Consider the following 14,655-nt stretch of genomic DNA (forward strand, 5'->3'; position numbering starts at 1 on the left):
GCGGCTTTCATTTACCCGCAAAACCGTGCGTAACACGTTGGCTCGAATTGCCCTTATTTCTGAGCGCATTGCACATTTTGTGGATCGGGGCCCGTTTGGGGGGTGATGCAACCCCAAAATTGCAATATGGATCACATTCGCCGAGTTTTGGCGCGTGGCAGTAGCAATCTCAGGTGACCTGGTTTTTGGAGTTTTATCGACGATGGACGTTGCAGATACACCGATTCCCGATCTCTTTCTTCTGACGCCGAGGCGTTTCGGCGACGAGCGGGGGTTCTTTTCAGAGAGCTGGAACAGGAAGGTTCTGACCGATCTCGGGATCGATATCGATTTTGTCCAGGACAACCATTCGCTGTCGCGCACGGTCGGCACGGTGCGGGGCCTGCATTACCAGTCGCCGCCGCATGCGCAGGCCAAGCTGGTGCGTTGCGGGCGCGGCCGGATATTCGATGTCGCAGTCGATGTTCGCAAAGGCTCGCCGACATATGGCAAATGGCACGGTGTCGAACTCTCCTTTGAAAACGGCCAGCAGCTGATGATCCCCGCCGGTTTTCTGCACGGCTTCATGACGCTGGAACCCGACAGTGAGATCATCTACAAGTGCTCTGATTATTATGCGCCCGAATGCGACGGGTCGGTGCGGTTTGACGATCCCGATATCGGCATTGAATGGCCGCTCTCCGGTATCGACTTTACCGTTTCAGCAAAGGACCGCGACGCTCTGTCCTTCAAGGATTTCCAGAGCCCGTTCAGCGACTGAGGTACAATCATGAAGTTACTCGTTACCGGTGGAGCCGGCTTTATCGGTTCTGCCGTCGTCCGCCTCGCCATTTCCCGCGGTTACAGCGTCGTCAACGTGGATGCGCTGACCTATGCCGCCTGTCTCGACAATGTCGCAAACGTTGCCGACAGCCCGCTCTATGCTTTCGAGCAGGCCGATATCCGAGACCGCGCGGCGCTTGACAGGGTATTTGCGAAACACACGCCCGATATCGTCATGCACCTTGCTGCCGAAAGCCATGTCGACCGGTCGATCGACGGGCCCGGCGACTTCATCGAGACCAATATCAACGGCACATACAACATGCTGGAAGCGGCGCGCAGCTACTGGGCCGAAAAGGGCAAGCCGGAAGGCTTCCGTTTCCATCATATTTCGACAGATGAAGTCTTCGGTTCGCTCGGTGAGACCGGGATGTTCACAGAAGACACCCCTTACGATCCGCGTTCGCCTTATTCCTCTTCCAAGGCCGCGTCTGATCATCTGGTGCGTGCCTGGCATGAAACCTACGGCCTGCCGGTGCTGGTCACCAATTGCTCCAACAATTACGGCCCCTACCATTTCCCGGAAAAGCTGATCCCGGTGGTGATCCTCAACGCACTCGCCGGAAAACCGATCCCGGTTTATGGCAAGGGCGAAAACATCCGCGACTGGCTGTTTGTGGAAGATCATGCCGAAGCGCTTCTGACGGTCGTGGAAAAGGGAAGGCCCGGTCGCAGCTATAATATCGGCGGTGAAAACGAGCGGACCAATCTTGAGCTTGTGAAGACCATCTGTGCGCTGCTCGACGACAAGCAGCCGCTTTCCGAAGGTTCCTATGCAGACCAGATCACATTCGTGACCGACAGGCCCGGCCATGACATGCGTTATGCCATCGATCCCAAACGCGTCAGAGAAGAGCTCGGTTGGCGGCCGTCGGTGACGGTTGAAGAGGGACTGGAAAAGACGGTGCAGTGGTATCTCGACAATGAGGACTGGTGGCGCGCCCTGCAGAGCCGCAGTGGTGTCGGCGCGAGGCTGGGAGTGAAGGCATGATTGTCGTTTTTGGCCAAACGGGCCAGGTCGCAAGCGAGCTCAGCGCCATTCTGCCAGACGCTCGTTTTCTGTCGCGCAGCGCGGCCGATCTTGCCGATCCGGCCGCATGCGGGGAGGTGATCAGACGCCTTGCGCCCGAAGCCGTCATCAATGCCGCCGCCTATACGGCAGTCGACAAGGCCGAAAGCGAAGAAGAAACCGCGCTCAGGATCAATGGTGAGGCGCCTGGTGAAATGGCCCATGCCTGTGCCGAGCGCGGCATTCCGCTGGTTCATATCTCCACCGATTATGTTTTCGGTGGCACTGGCGAGACGCCGTTTTCTGTTGATCACCATACGGCTCCGCTCGGCGCTTATGGACGGACCAAGCTTGCCGGTGAACGGGCTATCACGGAAAACTGTCCCACCTACGCCGTGTTGCGCACCAGCTGGGTGTTCTCCGCTCACGGCAGCAACTTCCTGAAGACCATGCTGCGGCTTTCCGAAACCCGCGATACGCTGAATGTCGTCGGCGATCAGATTGGCGGGCCGACTTCGGCACGGGCAATCGCCGTTGCCTGCAAGACAATCGCCGAACAGTTGATGACCGATCCCGGTAAGTCCGGGATCTATCATTTCTCCGGTTCGCCGGATGTCAGCTGGGCCGATTTCGCTCGCGCGATCTTCAAGGCGGCCGGCAAGACCATGACTGTCAACGACATACCGACCTCGGAATATCCGACGCCGGCCGTCCGGCCGCTGAATTCCCGCCTCGATTGCTCCACGCTTTCGAACTTCGGCCTTGAGCGGCCGGACTGGGAAAAAGACATGAATGACATTCTCGAAACGCTCGGAGCAAAAGCATGACCCAACGCAAAGGCATCATTCTGGCCGGGGGCTCCGGTACGCGTCTTTACCCGCTGACACTGGCGATTTCCAAACAGCTGATGCCAGTCTACGACAAGCCGATGATCTATTATCCGCTCTCAGTTCTGATGCTGAGCGGGATTCGCGAGATCGCGATCATCACCACGCCTGGAGACCAAGAACAGTTTCGCAAACTTCTGGGCGACGGCGGCCAGTGGGGCCTGTCGCTGACCTATATCGTGCAGCCCTCGCCGGATGGCCTGGCGCAGGCCTATATCCTGGCAGAGGATTTTCTTGACGGCGCACCGTCTGCCATGGTGCTCGGTGACAACATCTATTTCGGGCACGGTCTGCCCGACATTCTGGAAAGCGCGGACCGCAAGGAGAAGGGTGGAACCGTGTTCGGCTATTATGTTGCCGACCCGGAACGCTACGGTGTTGTTGCTTTCGACAAGAGCGGCAACGTCAGGGAGATCGTCGAAAAGCCGGAGGTTTCGCCGTCGAACTATGCAGTCACCGGGCTTTACTTTCTGGATGGCGAAGCGCCTGCCCGTGCACGGGCGGTCAAGCCTTCATCACGCGGCGAACTTGAGATCGTCACCCTGCTTGAGAGCTACCTCCACGATGGTTCCTTGAACGTTGAACGCATGGGACGCGGCTATGCCTGGCTTGATACCGGCACCCATTCGAGCCTGCTCGATGCCGGCAATTTTGTACGCACCCTTTCGGTGCGGCAGGGCATGCAGTCGGGCTGTCCGGAAGAGATCGCCTATCGCCATGGCTGGATCGATGATGCGACCATGGAAGCGCATGCGGAGCGGTTCAGGAAGACGGACTATGGCGCCTATCTGTTCAACCTTCTGAATGCGACGCCTGACCATCCCGTCGGCTAAAGCATATCAACAGTCAGGTGATATCACCTGACGATCGTAAACGCAGCAGGCCGGTCAAAAAGACCGGCCTGCATTCCCTCTCCGTGGTGTCTCATAACACCGATGATTACGCCGCCTTTGAAAGGGCAGGACGTTCGCTTTCCGAAAGCGCGCGGTGAAGTGCGATGATCACCGGATCAAGCGCGTCGCGGTCGACAATGAACTGCACATCGACATTGCGCGGCCCCTGGCTTGCGCCAATCGCCTCATGACCGGCTGCGGCAATCGCCTGAAGGCCACGCGTCAGCACCGACAGGCCGCTTAAGTCCCGGCCGACGACCGAAGCCATGGCAATGGCTCTGGACGAGATTTCCGCCGACGGGCAGCGTTCCGACATGTCCTTTTCCACCCGGCGCAGAACCTTGAGCGAACTGTCGACATAATGGGTGATGGTGTTGGCGTTGGAGACCTTGGAGACGATCCTGACCTTGTGGCGGGTCAGGACATCAAGGATCGCAGCGTCATAGCCCTTCACACCGACCATGTCCTGCTCGAACACTTCCAGTGCATAAAGATCGAGACCGGTGACGATCTCGACGCCGGGTGTTTCCGCTGGCTGGTCGTCAATCAGCGTACCCGGATCCTGCGGCTCGAAGGCGTTGGTGACACGCAGCGGCACGGCGGCACGGCGCAGCGTCTTGGCAGCCTTCGGGTGGATTGCCTCCATGCCGAGATTGGACAGCTGGTCGGCGACATCGTAATTGGTGCGCCCGAGTTTGCGCACAGCATCGGCGCCGACAAGTGCGGGATCGGCGGACGACAGGTGGAATTCCTTGTGAATGATCGCCTCGCTGGCACCCGAAAGCGCGGCCAGACGCGAAAAGGTCACCTCGGAATAACCACGGTCGAACTCGCTCATCAGCCCTTCGATGCATTGTGCGTAGCCGGTGACAATCGGCATCTCGCTATCGAGATCGATACCGTCGATCCCCTGGCGGATACGGTCATCGAGGCTGAGGTCGCCCTCGTCATGCCAGCCGGACAAGTCGACAAAGCGGGCATTGACGCCCTTGCGTTTCAACAGCAGCGTGGTGACGAAGGCCGAATGCGCTTCGCCAAGCCCCGACAGCAATTCGCGGATCTGGCTCATATGCTCGGTCAGCCGGAAATGACCGTAGGAGCAAAGACGCTGCAGGTCGATCAAGCAGTTGCGGGCACCCAGTATACGCTCGTGGACGAAGGCATCGGCGCGTTCGATGTCGGCCGGGTTGTCCAGCACCTTGACGTGGGATTCTTTCATGGCCTCGGCAACCCGGTCCAGCCGGTCGTGCCAGCCATGATGGCTCTGATTGTTGACGAAGGCTGCATAGACGCCGGGCTCACCGGTCTTCTTGTGCTCAAGCAGAAGATTGGTGATGCCGCCAAAGGCAGAGACCACGAAAATCCGTCCGTAAAGCTCAGCCTTGCGCCGTTTGCCGATGATCAGCGTATCGCTGAGTTCATCGATACGGGACATCGAGGTCCCGCCGATCTTTTCGACTGTATGGGGCATGATATCAGGCGTTTTCCTCCGCCGGTGCATAGGAACCATCTTCGCGGTGGACTTCCGTGCCCGTGACCGGGGGATTGAAGCAGCAGGCCATTACCAGTTCCTCTTCGGAACGCAGAATATGACGGTCATGCTCGTTCAGCGCATACATCACACCGGGCTTGATCGGATGGGTCTCGCCGGTGGCGATATCGGTGATCGAGCCCTTGCCCTTGATGCAATAGACGCTTTCGAAATGGTGCTTGTATTCGAAGGTATGCTCCGAACCAGCATCGAGAATTGTGATGTGGAAGGAAAAACCCATGCCGTCTCCGGCCAGCAGCATCCGGATCGAGCGCCATTTGGCATCCGCGACCACACGGTCCTGATCGTTTTCGTTGATTTCGTTCAAGTCACGTACAATCATGGTGCTTACTCCGCTGCAAGCTGGGTTTTCGCCGCGATCGTTTCGCGGACGGCTTCGAGGAGAATGGCGAAGCCTTCGTTGAAGGTTTCTTCCGAGGTGGTCAGCGGCGCCAGCACCTTGACCACCTGGTCCTCATTGCCGGAGGTTTCGATGATGAGGCCCTTGTCGAAGGAACGGGCGCAGATTTCTTCTGCCAGTTCACCCGTGCCGACATCAACACCCTGCATCAGGCCACGACCCTTGAGCGTGGCGGCGGGAATTTCGGCAGCAATCCTGGAAAGCGCGCCGGTCAGCATCGTGCTTTTCTCGGCCAACTCCTTCTGGAATGCATCGTCGGCCCAGAATTTTTCGATGGCAACGCGTGCGGTGACGAAGGCGTGAGTGTTGCCGCGGAACGTGCCATTATGTTCGGCCGGGCCGAAAATATCATGCTTGGGACGGACCAGAACCAGCGCCATCGGCAGGCCAAAACCGGAAACCGACTTCGCCATGGTGACGATATCCGGCGTCACGCCCATTTCCTCGAAGGAGAAGAAGTGGCCGGTGCGGCCGGAGCCTGCCTGAATGTCGTCGATGATCAGCAGGGCACCGTGATCGCGGGCAATATCGGCCATCCGGCGCACAAATTCGGGAGACGCAGCATTGAGGCCGCCTTCGCCCTGCACTGTCTCAAACATGATTGCAGCCGGCGCATCGACGCCGCTGGACGGGTCGGACAGCATTTGTTCGAGAAGGGCAGCACTGTCGACGCCTTTGGCATAGTCATCATAAGGGATGCGCGTAACGCCGGACGTATCCATCGAAGCGCCGCCGCGGTGGTAGCCGTTACCCGTCGCGGCAAGGGCGCCCATGGTCACGCCGTGAAAGCCGTTGGTAAAGGCAATCACATTGGTGCGGCCGGTTGATTTGCGGGCAATCTTCATTGCGGCTTCGACGGCATTGGCGCCGGTCGGGCCGGTGAACATCACCTTGTGGTCCATGCCGCGCGGCTTCAGGATATGGGTTTCCATCGCCTTCAGGAAGTCGCTCTTGGCATTGGTGTGCAGGTCGAGGCCCTGGGCGATACCGTCAGACGAAATATGCTCGATAAGCGCGGCTTTCATGTCGGCGTCATTGTGGCCGTAGTTCAACGAGGAACAGCCGGCCAGGAAGTCGATCCAGCGGTTTCCGTCGACGTCGAAGATTTCCGATCCGCTGGCGCGGGTGAATACAGCCGGCATGCTGCGGCAATAAGAGCGTGCGGCACTTTCGCGGCGCGTGAAAACATCATTCTTGATCATGTCCATAGGCATGACGTGTCCTTTCGCTTGAAGCGATTAGAGAGAAACTGGTTTGGGCAGGCCGCGTCTTAAGCGGCGTTGGCGAGCGTGTCCGCTTCCGGCAGGGTGATCGTCACCATGTGCTCGGTATCGTGATGCCCGTCGAAATGGGCATCGCGCTCGTAATGCGGCTCATCATTGAGTTCGCCACCGATCGAGCGGGTGAAGCTCTTGAACAACCCCCAAGAGGCATCGTTATCCTCGGTGATGGTCGTTTTCAGGTGGCTGATGTCGTCGCAGGCATCACGCTCGATCAAATTGAACAGCATCTTCTTGCCGAGGCCGAGACCGCGCGCCTTTTCGCCGACGGCGACCTGCCAAACGAACAATTCCTGCCTGGCGGGAATAAGGTGGCCGGAAATCCAGCCAACGATCTCTCCGTCAAGTTCGGCGACAACACAGGTATCCGCGAAATGTTCGGCCTGAATGAGATTGCAATACATCGAATTTTCGTCGAGCGGCTTGCAGCTCTTCACAAGTGACCAGATCTGGGCCCCGTCCGCTGCAGTGGGTTTGCGCAGGCGGGGCGTGCTGGATCGGGGCTTGGTGACATTCCGGGACATGGTCTGACCTCGTTTCGTTTAGTTAGGCTTCCTAAGTAAATAATTCTTCCGCAAACATCAACCCTCTATCCGGGATCGTCATAAAACCATAAAAGGGATCAAAAACCGCGAAATTCTCCGGAAGTTGCTGAGAATCAAGGCGCTCATGCGTTTCACAACGCCTAAATATTTATGATGATTTTTTGGCTGTTTATCACTTTGGTCTTCGTGCCATAATGGAACCATGACGACGATACCCGTTGACCGCGTTGATCAGAGCCTGATTGCTCTCAGGCGGATTCTCCGCGCCACTGAAAATTATGAACGCGATCTGGCGCAGTCGGCCCGGCTGACGCCTGCGCAATTGCGTGTGCTGCAGATTGTCGAGGAACGCGGCAGCGTGACGCCGAAGGCACTGGCGACCCAGATGGGTATCCGTCAGGCCTCTGTCACCACGCTGGTCGATAAGCTGGTGGCGCGCGGCATGGTCGAGCGGGTGCCCTCGAAGACCGACCGGCGCCAGACCAATGTCACCGTCACCGAAGCCGGCCGTGCCATGGTGGAAAGCGCACCTGATGCGCTCCAGCAGCGCTATGTCCAGGCATTCGAAGCTCTGAAGGACTGGGAACAGGCCCAGCTGATCGCCTCGCTTGAGCGGGTTGCGACGATGCTGGATGCCGAGGGCATCGACGCCTCTCCTGTGCTTGCGACCGGCGAGCTGCATTCGGAAAAGCGCGCTCGGTAGGGCTTGCTCTTTAACAGAACCTTTGGGACGAGCGCGGTGAGGCGGCTACCGCCGACTGTTGGCATGCCTGCGGCGAAATGGCATTCTGGTTGCATTAAAACTTGACTAGAAAAATCATATTAATATAAAAGTTCCTACCTGCCATCTGTTAAAGGAGCTTTTCATGAAGTCCGTCATGCCGTTCGGCATCGCCTCCCTCATCCTGGCCGGCGCAGGCGTCGCCCATGCCGATCCGATCGAAATCACCGACCAGGCAGGCCGCGCGGTCATTCTGGAACAGCCCGCCGGGCGTGTCGCCTCGATCCCGATGCCGATGGCCTCGACGCTGATCGCGATTGACGGCGGTGTTGAAAAGCAGGTCGGCATGAACCCGGTGGCCAAACAGGCCGTACTCGATGGCATTCTCGGCAAGATCTATCCCGAGGCAAAGGATATTCCCTCCGATATCACGGCGCCGAATTTCATTCCCAATGTCGAGGAACTGGCTGCCACCAATCCCGATCTCGTCATTCAGTGGGCTGATCGCGGAAATGATCTTGTTGACCCGATCACCAATGCCGGCCTGACGACCATGCTGATCTCCTATGGCACAGAGGAAAAGGCGCGCGACTACATGACCATGTCGGCGGTTGCCATGGGCCGCGAAGACCGCATCGCTCCGCTGATCGAATGGCGTGAAGAGGTCGCCAGCGATATCGCTGAAAAGGCAGCTTCGATCGACGAGGCCGACAAGCCGAAAGTGCTTTACCTGCTGCGGGCCCAGGAAACGCTGAGGGCTTCGGGCGCCAAGAACAATTACAACACCTGGTATATCGAGCTTGCCGGCGGCAAGAGCGCTTCTGCCGATCTTGAAGCCAATGGCGTGACCATCAATCCGGAGCAGATCGCAACCTGGAACCCGGACGTGATCCTGCTCAACAATTTCGAGAGCGAAATCTCGCCCGAGCGGATCTATGACGACCCGATCCTTTCGCTCACCAATGCCGCGCAAAACCACAAGGTCTATCGCATGCCGCTCGGCGGCTATCGCTGGGATCCGCCGAACACGGAAAGCCCGCTGACCTGGATGTGGCTTGCCGAACTCCTGCACCCGGAGGTCTTCGACTATGATCTGAGAGCCGAGATGAAAGACGCCTACAGCAAGATTTACGACTACGACCTCAGTGAAGAGGATATTGACGGCATTCTCTGGACCGAACTTAACGCGGACGCTGCCAATTACGATCAGTTCAAGGCCAAGTCATGAGCGATGTGACGGCCGGCACCCGCCTTCATGGCGGGGCCGGTGTCCTCAGGGCGGGCGTTTTCGCGGGCCTTCTGGCCGCTCTGTTCGCTGCCCTTGTGTTTGCGATCGGGGCGGGGCGGTTTGCCGTCTCGCCCGGCCGGATCGCCGAAATCATCGTCACCTATATCGCATCCCCTTCCGCACCGCTTGACAATATTGACGAGCGGATCGTGCTTCTGGTGCGCATGCCACGCGTGCTGATCGCCGCTGTTTCCGGAGCTGCCCTTGCTGTCGGCGGTGCCGCGCTGCAGGGTGTCTTCCGCAATCCGCTGGTCTCCCAGCAGGTGCTCGGCATCAGTCAGGGGGCAGCCTTTGGCGGGGCACTGGCCATTCTGCTGGGCTATGCCGGGGTGACACTTCTGGGGCCTGCCTTCATTTTCGGCCTTGCCGCACTGGTCATCGTCGGACTTTTGGCGCGCATCAACGGGCGCACGGAAATCGTCACCGTTATTCTCTCGGGCATGGTGGTCGGCGCGCTGTTTTCGGCGCTGGTTTCGGTGGTGCAGTTCGTCGCCGACCCCAACACCTCGCTGCCAGCCATCGTCTACTGGCTGATGGGCTCGTTTTCGACCGCAACATGGGCGCGGTTCTGGCTCGGGCTTCCTGGCCTTGCGGTCGGCATCATCGCGGTCTGGCTGTTCCGCTACCGGCTCAACCTTCTGGCGCTTGAAGATACCGAGGCGCGATCGCTCGGCGTCAATCCCGACCGTGAACGCTGGTTCATCTTCGTCGCCACCGCGCTGATGACCGCAACCTCGGTGGCAGTCGCCGGGATTATCGGCTGGATCGGCCTCGTCATTCCCCATGCCGCGCGCATTCTGGTGGGGGAGGATCACCGGGTTCTGATCCCGGCATCGGCCATTCTGGGCGCGGCCTATCTTACCTTCGTGGATACGCTGGCGCGCACGCTGACATCGGCGGAAATCCCGCTCGGGGTACTGACGGCGTTGATCGGCGCACCGGTTTTCGGCTTGCTCCTGCGTCGCCATTTCTCGAAAGCGAACCAGACATGATCGGTCTTGAAAACGCCAGCGTCGCCTTCGGCCACAATCAGATCTTCCGCGATGTGACCTTTGAGGTTCCCGTCGGCCGCACCATGGCGATCCTCGGGCCGAACGGGCGCGGCAAGACCACGCTTTTGCGCGCCCTGCTCGGATTCCAGCCGCTGAAGACCGGCAGACGGTTAGCGCCAAAGATTGCCGGCTATGTGCCCCAGCACGGGGCCTCGCAGGCAAAGCTGTCCGGGCTTGATGTGGTGGTCATGGGCCATGCCGCGCAGATCGGGCTTTTCGGTCAGCCGGGCAGACAAGATATCGAGGCGGCGGAGCACGCGCTTGAGACCGTCGGCGCGACCGATCTTGCCGGCCATCGCTATGACCGGATGTCGGGCGGTCAGCGGCAGATGATCCTGATTGCCCGCGCGCTGGCCACCGGCTCACCCGCGCTTGTGTTCGACGAACCGACCTCGGCGCTTGATCTCGGTAACCAGTCGAAAACGCTCGATCTTCTCAACATGCTGCGGCAGCGTCGCGACAAGGCGGTGCTGTTCACCACGCATGACCCGAACCACGCGCTGGCGGCCGCTGACGACGTTCTCATGATGATGCCGGGCGGGCATGAGATCAACGGCCCGGTTGAGGAGATGATCGTTCCCGACGCGCTTGCCAGGCTTTACGGTGTCGATATGCGCTGGGTGGATATGGCGGGGCCGGCCGGAAGCTATCGCAAAGCAGTGATACCGGCCTTCGCCGGAAGGGAGTTTTCATGAGCGTTCTTTATGTGAAATCAGCCTATGTCGGCCCATCGAAGACGTTCCGCGTGGCAGAAGCTGAAGGCCTCGTGACCATTGTGGCGCAATCCGATCTCAGCGCGGAGCATCTGGCCTCCCATCGCGGACTGATCACCGGCAACCAGCTTGACCAGAACGCAATGCTTGCTCTGAAGCAGGCACTCACTGCCTTTCTCGATTGTGGTGGGCGCTGGTTCTTCAACGGCCACATGCTGCGCCCGCTGGTGGATGGTATGCCGCAATATCGCCCGATCGCGGAGCCGAAACGGGCTGATTTCGATCTTGCTGCGGTCAATGCCCATCCGGTTTTCGACGGTATAGATCTGAAAAAACTCGAAACAAATAACGGCGTCGCCGGCTTTTATGGCCGTGGTTGCAACCCGCCTCCCGAAGGCGCTGTCGTCGTCAACGGGCTCGGGCCGGAATATGTGCCGGTCGACTGGGTCTGGGCACGGCCAAAGGGCGGGCGCATATTCAGCCATGCGGGCAATGATCTTGCCACGATGGGGCGCGAATGGGATCTGCCGCCAACGCTTGCCGAGCGCATCATCCAGTGGGCGAATGGCGGCGATTGCGCCGATCCGGTGACGGCGACGAGACACGGCGACAGCTATCGTGCGCGCCTTGCAGAGGCTGAGGCGTATCCGGGTTTTGCGAGCAGGCTGGCCGCGTCAAAGCGCATCGTTGCGCCATCATCGGGCTGCTACTACCAGATCCACAGCCTTGAGGGACCGCGCCACACGGAAGCCTTTGATATGATCACAAGCCCGGAAGCGCTGGACGGCGTGCTGCGGCCGGATGATACGCTCTGGGTGCCTTGTCGCACACCGGCGCAGCGCATGATTGCGCAAAGGCCTGTCATCGACCGGCATCTTGCTGCAGGCGGCACGGTGGTCGCGCTTGGCGAAAGCCTTTCTCATCTCTGGCTGCCGAATGTGAAATTCACCCAGACGCCTACGAATTGGTGGTGGTGGCTGGAGCGTGACGCCGACCTCGGTGTCAGGATTTCAAAACCCGCTCATCCGTTGATGGCAGGCATGACCGACCGCGATGTGACCTGGCACCTGCACGGCTGGTTCGACCCGCCGGATGGTGCCGAGGTTCTGGTGCGCGATGGCGATGGCGGCGCTATCTTCTATATCGATGAGGTCTCGACGCCCGGTCGGATGATCGTTTCCTCGCTCGACCCGATGTTCCATCACGGTTCGCATTTCATGCCGGCGACGACGCGTTTCCTCGACCGGTTCATTCCCAATCTGAAGGGTTTTCTCAATGCATGACACGATCACCGTCAGCGAAGGCGGCCGCGCGCTCACCTTTTCCTTTGATGACATCATGGCCTATCATGGTGGCGGCTTTCCGGGTGGCGTGGTCCACGGGCTCAAGGCGATGCAGGCCGCGTTTCCGCTGCTTGATGACGCGCCGCTCGAGCGTCGGGAAATCTCCGTGCTCACCGCCTTTTCCGGTCCGGGCGGTCGTGATGCGCTGGAAATGGTGACGCGCGGGCTGACGGACAAAAGGTTGGCCGTGTTTCGCCCGCTCGGTGGCAAGGATGTGATTTCCGATCCGCCTGGCCCCTATCTGTTCCGCTTCGCCTATCGCGGCAAGACGGCCGAAGCCGTCATCAAGCCCGGGCATGTGCGCGAAGAGTTCGTTACACTCGGCGCAAAGCCGGACAGGACAGCGGAAGAAACAAAACGGCATGAGGCGCTGAAACGCGAAATGGCCGATCGTCTTCTGCCGCTTGCCGCAAACGAGATTTATGCGGCGCGTCTTATCGGCTGACCGACCGGTTGCGATATTGCGGACGAGACCGGTTCCGAGAAAATGCGGATCACCCGTTCACGCATCGTATCCATAAGCGGTTCGGGGGCCTCGGCCGCAGGGATCATGCCCGGCGTGAAGCCCTCGGCCTCGAACCGTTCGACAAGTCCGGCATCGCGGCTGATCACATGGATCGGCACGGCACGTGAGGCGTCCGGCCCGGTAATCAGCGGGGCCGGCTGATGGTCGCCGAGCACGATAAAGACGGCGTCTTCGCCAAAACGGGCGATATAGTCGCCGACGGTTTGAAGCGAATAATCGATGGTCGCGATATACTGCCGCCGCACCCGTTCCCGGTCTGCCCAGACCACGGCAGGCGGATCGCCGCTTGTCGCCTGTTCGTCGAACACGCTACCATCTCCGACATCGGCCCAGTCGATCAGTTCGGCAACCGGCGTCCAGGGGGCATGGCTGGAAATCAGCGCGATTTCAGCCATAACCGGGCGGTCGTCACCGTCATGGCGGACAAGCCTGTCGAAGGCCGTTAGCGTGTACTGGTCGGGCATCGTCACCCAGTTGAAGGGTTCTCCCCGGTAACCGAGATCAGCGGCGGCAAAGATCGTGTCATAGCCGTAATAAGCGCTTTCCGGCCAGTCCATGGTGATCGCCGGCATCACCGCGGCGGTGCGCCAGCCGGCCTCGCGGAACAGTCTGTTGAGGCTTTTGCGGTCGCTCATCATCAGCCGGTCGTAGCGGGCCTGGTTGTCGACCCACAGGCCGGAGAGGAAGGTGCCATGAGCAAGCCAGCTGAGCCCGCCTATGGTCGGCGACCAGCTCCAGCCGCTGGCGGTGGAAAAGCCGGCCTCTTTGAGTTCGGTTTCGACCGCTTCAAGCCGTGGTCCGATCAGCGGTGCATAGCGGGGATCCTCGACGGCGCTGCGGCCGTAGGATTCAATGAAGATCAGCACGACATCGCGACCGCGAACGCCCCGGAACAGGGTGTTGGCCTCCGGCAGGGCCTCGGTTTCAGCCAGTGACCGGTCAAAGCTCTGCATATCTTTCATCGCCTGCGTGACGGATTGGATGCGGGCGACGAGATAGCCGGAGGCGCGGGTATCGGCGTAAATCCGGGTCCCGGTCGCAGCCCCTGTGGCCCATAGCGCCAGTCCGACCGCCAGAAGAGCGGCAAAGACGAGGACCGGACTACGTGTCTGTTTGCTCGAGAGCCGCGCCAGATAAAACTGGGACAGGAAAAATACGGCGAGAATACCGAGGAACAGGACGATGGCACCAGTGACCGCCAGCGCTGCAGCAAGGCCCCCGATTGTGCCGGAAAACACATTCCAGCCATCGGCAAAGATCCGAAGATCAAGATAGGGGTTGAAGCGGCGCTGAAAGGCCGATTGCACGCCGATATCGCCGAGCTTGAGGAACAGGATAATACCAACGGCGACAGTGGCGAGCGCTGCCAGAACCAATGCGACACGGCGCGGCAGAAGCACGAGCGCCAGGCCGAGAAGCGGGATCTCTATCGGTAGATGCGCAAATGCTCTCGCTGAAAAACCACCCGGATAATCCGGCAGGTTGAGCGCGGCAAAGGCGATGATGACAAACACCAGCACCGCTGCGAACTGGCGCGGAAGGTTCTGCTTGCAACGCGGCCCTTCAGCTATCATGAACATTCCTTGTCTGTCCGGTCATCCGGATATTGTGCCCTGGAAAGGAG

The 14,655-nt window shown here is 59.7% G+C and carries 15 protein-coding genes; 10 read left to right on the forward strand and 5 right to left on the reverse strand.

What is annotated here, in order from left to right; genetic code table 11:
• Window positions 1-202 precede the first annotated feature (202 nt).
• The 4 genes from rfbC to rfbA are packed head-to-tail and all read left to right on the forward strand — an operon-like array spanning window position 203 to window position 3,551.
• Window positions 203-760, forward strand: a complete 558-nt coding sequence (gene rfbC / locus AC0L7L_RS19025; protein WP_272213663.1) for a dTDP-4-dehydrorhamnose 3,5-epimerase — start codon at window positions 203-205, stop codon at window positions 758-760.
• Window positions 761-769: 9 nt separating this feature from the next.
• A complete protein-coding gene (gene rfbB, locus AC0L7L_RS19030) occupies window positions 770-1,813 on the forward strand; it encodes a dTDP-glucose 4,6-dehydratase (RefSeq protein ID WP_334313002.1) in 1,044 nt (347 codons plus the stop codon).
• A complete protein-coding gene (gene rfbD / locus AC0L7L_RS19035) occupies window positions 1,810-2,658 on the forward strand; it encodes a dTDP-4-dehydrorhamnose reductase (protein WP_272213665.1) in 849 nt (282 codons plus the stop codon). Before rfbB ends, rfbD begins: the two co-directional genes overlap by 4 nt.
• Window positions 2,655-3,551 (forward strand): glucose-1-phosphate thymidylyltransferase RfbA, encoded by an 897-nt coding sequence (rfbA, locus tag AC0L7L_RS19040; RefSeq protein WP_272213666.1) that lies wholly within the window; start codon window positions 2,655-2,657, stop codon window positions 3,549-3,551. The genes rfbD and rfbA overlap by 4 nt, the downstream gene beginning before the upstream one ends.
• Before the next feature lie 106 nt (window positions 3,552-3,657).
• Here rfbA and AC0L7L_RS19045 read toward each other — a convergent pair whose 3' ends face one another.
• Genes AC0L7L_RS19045 through ectA form a run of 4 tightly spaced genes read right to left on the reverse strand, consistent with a single transcriptional unit; the run spans window position 3,658 to window position 7,367 of the window.
• Complete coding sequence (locus AC0L7L_RS19045) at window positions 3,658-5,082, reverse strand: aspartate kinase (RefSeq protein WP_473510737.1); 1,425 nt, start codon at window positions 5,080-5,082, stop codon at window positions 3,658-3,660.
• Between the two features lie 4 nt (window positions 5,083-5,086).
• Window positions 5,087-5,485 carry an ectoine synthase gene (locus AC0L7L_RS19050; protein WP_473510739.1) on the reverse strand — a complete coding sequence of 133 codons (399 nt, stop codon included), beginning with the start codon at window positions 5,483-5,485 and terminating at the stop codon, window positions 5,087-5,089.
• Window positions 5,486-5,490: 5 nt separating this feature from the next.
• A complete protein-coding gene (gene ectB, locus AC0L7L_RS19055) occupies window positions 5,491-6,777 on the reverse strand; it encodes a diaminobutyrate--2-oxoglutarate transaminase (RefSeq protein ID WP_272213671.1) in 1,287 nt (428 codons plus the stop codon).
• 56 nt (window positions 6,778-6,833) lie between these two features.
• Entirely contained in the window at window positions 6,834-7,367 is a 534-nt protein-coding gene (ectA, locus tag AC0L7L_RS19060) for a diaminobutyrate acetyltransferase (RefSeq protein ID WP_272213673.1), read from the reverse strand.
• 223 nt (window positions 7,368-7,590) lie between these two features.
• On the opposite strand from ectA, the gene AC0L7L_RS19065 reads away from it, so the two are divergent.
• From AC0L7L_RS19065 to AC0L7L_RS19090, 6 genes are all read left to right on the forward strand, one after another.
• Entirely contained in the window at window positions 7,591-8,091 is a 501-nt protein-coding gene (locus tag AC0L7L_RS19065; protein ID WP_272213674.1) for a MarR family winged helix-turn-helix transcriptional regulator, read from the forward strand.
• A 163-nt stretch (window positions 8,092-8,254) separates the two neighbouring features.
• A complete protein-coding gene (locus AC0L7L_RS19070; protein WP_272213675.1) occupies window positions 8,255-9,337 on the forward strand; it encodes an ABC transporter substrate-binding protein in 1,083 nt (360 codons plus the stop codon).
• Window positions 9,334-10,389: a FecCD family ABC transporter permease gene (locus AC0L7L_RS19075; RefSeq protein WP_473510745.1), complete on the forward strand. Its 1,056-nt coding sequence runs from the start codon at window positions 9,334-9,336 to the stop codon at window positions 10,387-10,389. Before AC0L7L_RS19070 ends, AC0L7L_RS19075 begins: the two co-directional genes overlap by 4 nt.
• The gene (locus tag AC0L7L_RS19080) at window positions 10,386-11,144 is read left to right on the forward strand and encodes an ABC transporter ATP-binding protein (RefSeq protein ID WP_272213676.1); all 759 of its coding nucleotides are present in this window, start codon (window positions 10,386-10,388) and stop codon (window positions 11,142-11,144) included. The genes AC0L7L_RS19075 and AC0L7L_RS19080 overlap by 4 nt, the downstream gene beginning before the upstream one ends.
• The gene (locus AC0L7L_RS19085; RefSeq protein WP_272213677.1) at window positions 11,141-12,445 is read left to right on the forward strand and encodes a hypothetical protein; all 1,305 of its coding nucleotides are present in this window, start codon (window positions 11,141-11,143) and stop codon (window positions 12,443-12,445) included. Before AC0L7L_RS19080 ends, AC0L7L_RS19085 begins: the two co-directional genes overlap by 4 nt.
• The gene (locus AC0L7L_RS19090) at window positions 12,438-12,950 is read left to right on the forward strand and encodes a hypothetical protein (protein WP_272213678.1); all 513 of its coding nucleotides are present in this window, start codon (window positions 12,438-12,440) and stop codon (window positions 12,948-12,950) included. Before AC0L7L_RS19085 ends, AC0L7L_RS19090 begins: the two co-directional genes overlap by 8 nt.
• Here the strand turns inward: AC0L7L_RS19090 and AC0L7L_RS19095 are convergent.
• Window positions 12,926-14,605 (reverse strand): sulfatase-like hydrolase/transferase, encoded by a 1,680-nt coding sequence (locus AC0L7L_RS19095; protein WP_473510748.1) that lies wholly within the window; start codon window positions 14,603-14,605, stop codon window positions 12,926-12,928. The genes AC0L7L_RS19090 and AC0L7L_RS19095 overlap by 25 nt on opposite strands.
• Window positions 14,606-14,655 lie beyond the last annotated feature (50 nt).

It is taken from the genome of Martelella sp. K41-7 (assembly GCF_055808365.1).